Origin of the sequence: Pseudomonas emilianonis (genome assembly GCF_023072625.1) — a bacterium.
GTDB lineage: Bacteria > Pseudomonadota > Gammaproteobacteria > Pseudomonadales > Pseudomonadaceae > Aquipseudomonas > Aquipseudomonas paraveronii.
This window is the reverse complement of sequence record NZ_JAKNRV010000407.1, coordinates 1-4,250: the sequence shown is the minus strand read 5'-3', so window position 1 is coordinate 4,250 and position 4,250 is coordinate 1. Positions and strand designations below refer to the sequence as shown.

Here is a 4,250-nt window from a genome sequence, read left to right as displayed (position 1 = left end):
CGTTGAGCTCCAGCGAGCCCGGCTGCACTTGCTGCGCCAGGTGCCAGTTGTGCATGTGGTCGCGTTCGCGTTGCTGCTCGTCCTTGGGGTAGTACGGAATCGACGCGTAGCCCGGCACCGTGGTGTGAGCGCCATAAGCGTCAGCCAGCACCAGCACGTGGCGGTCCTGTTCATGGCGGAAGAAGTAGTAGATGCCTTCCTGTTCCATCAAGCGGCTGACGAAATCGAAGCTGGTTTCGCGGTACTGCACGCAGTATTCCCACTCGCGGTACGGCCGGCTCAGGGCGTCTTCGAAGTCGGAAAAACCCAGGTCGCGGAACACCTGCTTGATGATCTGCGGGATGCTCAGGTTCTGGAAAATCCGACAGTCCGACGTGCGGCTCAGCAGCCACAGCCACGGGCGCAGCGTCACCTGGTAGCTGGCGAACTGACCCTGGTCGATGCTCTGGCTGCACTGCGCGACGATACCGTGGAAATGCCGCTCGCCAGCGTCCGCCAGTTGCAGGCCGACGCTCATCGGCTTGCCGAGCAATTGGTTGAGGTCGATGTTGGCGTCCAGGGAGGTCAGTTGCAGGTCGTAAGTGAACAGCCGCCCCAACTCTTCGCCGCCGCCCATTTGATTGAGCAGCAGCACGTCCGGCCCGAGGGGACTGGTGATTTTGGCTAGGCGTGAGGCTTGGTTGAATAGCATCGAAGTACCCTAATAGCTGAACAAATGTGGGAGGGGGCTTGCCCCCGATAGCAGTGTGTCAGTTGATGCATATGGTGACTGACTCACCGCCATCGGGGGCAAGCCCCCTCCCACATTTGCATTGCATTCCAACAGTCGTTATTCGGTGTCGCTGAAGTCGTAGCGCAGTTCGTTTTCCCTGCTACTGGTCCGCATACCCGCCAGCGCCTTGCCTTCGAGCATGCGCGAGAGGAATTCATGCCCTTCAGGACCGTTTTATTTATGCCTTTTTGCACTCGCTTAAGTGGCCAGAAAATAAACAGACTAAATAACAAATAGACCTATCCCGTCTTACGCGCCTGGGCGATAAGCGCTGAGTGATAGTCTTAGTCATTAGGCATAAAAACCTCACTGATATCAGCGCCTCTTAATTTCAATGATTTTATTGCGCTCTTTATTTCAAGTGCGGTTTCGATGCCGAGAATAATGGCCGGGCTTTTTTCTTTCCCGCTACCGAAGCCAATACTTGTGAAAAACATTCCATATTCCAGAGGCTTTCCAGTTTCTTGATAGAAACTCGGGATGGGAACCACACAGTCAAAATATTGACCACACGTACTACAGAGGTTTTCCAACTGTTGAGCACTGTATTTGATGATTTTTTGAGGTTGCATCATGAATAGCTGATTTTTTTCATTGACCAATGAAAATTCAACACTCAATTTTAAATTTTCGATGTATTCCTTGAAACGTAGCGACGCGATGAAGCGCCCATCATAAGTTGCACCAATATCAGCCTTGTTTGGTGTTTTCAGTTCTCTAGGCAGATAGCTTTGATCAATGCAGCAACCACAGGTTTTGCAAAAAATACTATCAGGTGCTCCATCAAAAAAGTACGAGTGATTATCTATAGCGCTTAAGTTGTAGGCAATGGTTAAGAACTGAGTCACTACTTTAGCCCCTGGTGTTGTGTGAAGAAGTCAAAAATAGCATCTTTGTATTATGCACCTTTCCTTTTGTCGGAAAAATTTAACCCATCCATCAAGTCAATGTGGTCGATTGTGGTAAACTTCCCCACATCCGAATCATAAAACCTAAACATATTAAAATGCAGCCCCGTCTCCCGATCCAGATACTGCTCCTGAAACCGCAATTTCTGTTCTTCAATGTAATATGGCTCACGCACTTCCTCCAACGTATTGCCCCACACTCGATAAGTCGCCCGCCAGATGTCGTGGCCGTCGACCTCGGTCAGTTGTTCACGCAGCCCGTTGAGATCGGTGGGTAGTAGCGGACTTTCTGCAGCGCCCCACTACCGTCGATGCGAGCCAGGAGGACATGGCCTTCGTCTTCGTAAATATTGAGGCTGGCCTGGGTGTGCTTGTGTTACCTTTAAACTAAATATCGATAAAAAAGCTCGACCTCATGCGGATCTTCAAGCGATTTTAACGCCGCCTTGTAGTGCTCCTCAACTCTCTGCTTGAGCCCCTCAGTAGCGAGTAAGTATAGAGCAGGGTACACGGTATTGGAGCGAATCCATTCATTTGAATCTACTTCATCAAACCACTTGAGTGCTAACTCAACGCTGGTCAGTAACTGCTCTTTCCAGCCCGGCTTTTCATCCGGAGTTTCGAATGAATATAGCCATATCGAAAACCTCTCATTGAAGTGCTGAAGTGATTCGCTGGATTCCTTCAGTATCCGCCAATCGGTCAGTTCGGCGACAACCTGATTGGATGTGCGAGTTTTTATAGATTTCTCTATAATTGATTTTGACCAACTTTCCGGATACTCGAACTTGTCATCTCTCAGTGCCTTTTCAAGGACTGTATTCACATGCACCATCAGTGTCGGATCGAGAAGCTGCAGCGTCAAGTGGAGAGAAAACCATCCTTTTTGCTTGGAAAGCCCCATTGAGTAGCGCCTGATTCGACCCTTATTGTCGGTTTTTTCAAAAAAACGGTATTTTTTTTGCGTGAACCCATGGTTTTCAAACGTCTCAGCTATACCTGAGGTCAGTAATTTCAACATATTCTCGACACTTCCAATCATTACGGCAGCCTCCATAGTGGCACCCTAGCCTCACTCACAGTAACACCTGTTGCTTTTTTCCCGGAATGCCCAAATACCCCCTGCCCATTAGTGATGACTTTATCTTTTGCAAGCTGGGCTTTAGAGCGTATTGCACGGCCTGATTTAACTTCGACAGAAATGATTTTTTGTGTTTTGTTATTTCTTATTAAAATATCTACGTAGCGGCCCCGCCCTGCGCCTGGCGTTCTTACATAAACCTGCCTACCGAGCACGGTAACATTAGGGTTTTTCATGAGCCTCTGATAAACCAGGTTCTCCGCTGCTAAACCATTGACCTTATTCTGCCGTCGCTGTGCAGCGGAGCATGCCCAACCCAATGGGTCTATCCATCCCGAAGGATTAGGAGCGTATTGATAAAGGTTGAACCCACCCATCAAGTCAATAGGGTCGGTTGTTGTAAAGCGACCTACATCCGGATCATAAAACCTAAACGTATTAAAATGCAGCCCAGTCTCCCGATCCAGATACTGCCCTTGAAACCGCAAATTCTGCTCTTCAATGAAGTAAGGCTCGCGCACCTCCTCCCGCGTATTGCCCCACACCCGATAAGTCGCTCGCCAGACGTCATGGCCGTCGGCCTCGGTGAGTTGCTCCGGCAAGCCGTTCAGGTCGTTGTGGTAATACCGCACGCGTTGGTATTCACCTTTACCGTCGACCCTGGCAAGAGGCTCGTAACTGTCGCCATCGTAGAGATAGAGGCTGGTCTGACTGTGTTTATGCTCCTGCAACAACCGCAGGCCATCCCAGGTGAACCGGGTTTCGCCCAGCTGACAGTCATCGCTGTCATGTTCAGTTTTTTCAATGCGCCGACCCAGCGGGTCGTAGGCCATCCTGACCACGCTGCCGTTTTCATTACGCACTTCAACCAACCGGCTTTCGGCGTCGTAGGCAAAGCGCTGCAAACCACGCACAGCGCTGCGCTTTTCAACCATTCGCCCAAAAGCGTCGTAGGTATAGCGCTTGTCTTGATACGTCAGCAGCCGGTTATGCCGTACCAGGCCGCCTTGTTGTGGCCCGTCGAGCAGGTTGGCCGCCGCATCGTAGGCATAGGTTTCGATCCGGCCTATCTGTTGGCTGACGAGGATACGTCCGCTGCTGTCGTAGGCCAGGTGCTCTTGGCGGTCGGTACGGCGACGTCCGATCAGGTTGTCGCTGGGGTCGTAGCTGTAGTGGGTTTCGACCAAGGGCGGCAACTGCCACGGTTGGTCGATGCTGCGCCGCTGGCGTGAGCGGACCCGGCCACTGCGGTCATAGTCGGTATTTGTTCTGAGTTGACCCTGAGTACGCTGCAGTTCGCGGTGCAGGCGGTCGCGCTCGAAGTCGCTGATGACGTGGCCGTCGAGATTCAACTGATGCAGGTGGCCGCTGCCGTAGTACAGGCGATTGAGCCAGCGTCCGTCAGGCAAGTGGGTTTGAGTCAGGTTGCCCAATTCGTCGTAATGGTGTTGCAAACACCCCGCCGAGCTGTGCTCTTCGAGCAGTTGCC

At 51.4% G+C, this 4,250-nt stretch carries 4 protein-coding genes and 1 pseudogene; all 5 read right to left on the bottom strand.

The window, feature by feature from the left end; genetic code table 11:
• The coding region (locus L9Z73_RS26360; protein WP_247407459.1) for a type VI secretion system Vgr family protein at positions 1-691 on the bottom strand (691 nt) is incomplete at its 3' end.
• 365 nt (positions 692-1,056) lie between these two features.
• On the bottom strand, positions 1,057-1,620 hold the full coding sequence (locus L9Z73_RS26355; protein WP_247407457.1) for a hypothetical protein: 564 nt from the start codon (positions 1,618-1,620) through the stop codon (positions 1,057-1,059).
• Positions 1,621-1,697: 77 nt separating this feature from the next.
• A pseudogene (locus tag L9Z73_RS26350) lies at positions 1,698-2,056 on the bottom strand (RHS repeat-associated core domain-containing protein); the annotation flags it as partial.
• A 6-nt stretch (positions 2,057-2,062) separates the two neighbouring features.
• Positions 2,063-2,737 (bottom strand): hypothetical protein, encoded by a 675-nt coding sequence (locus L9Z73_RS26345; protein ID WP_247407455.1) that lies wholly within the window; start codon positions 2,735-2,737, stop codon positions 2,063-2,065.
• Positions 2,722-4,250 (bottom strand): RHS repeat domain-containing protein (locus L9Z73_RS26340; RefSeq protein ID WP_247407453.1); only part of this gene is annotated, 1,529 nt, incomplete at its 5' end. The genes L9Z73_RS26340 and L9Z73_RS26345, both read right to left, overlap by 16 nt.

Excerpts from the sequence above, each read along its gene's own strand:
- L9Z73_RS26345 (WP_247407455.1), bottom strand. The coding sequence starts at position 2,737 with ATGGAGGCTGCCGTAATGATTGGAAGTGTCGAGAATATGTTGAAATTA.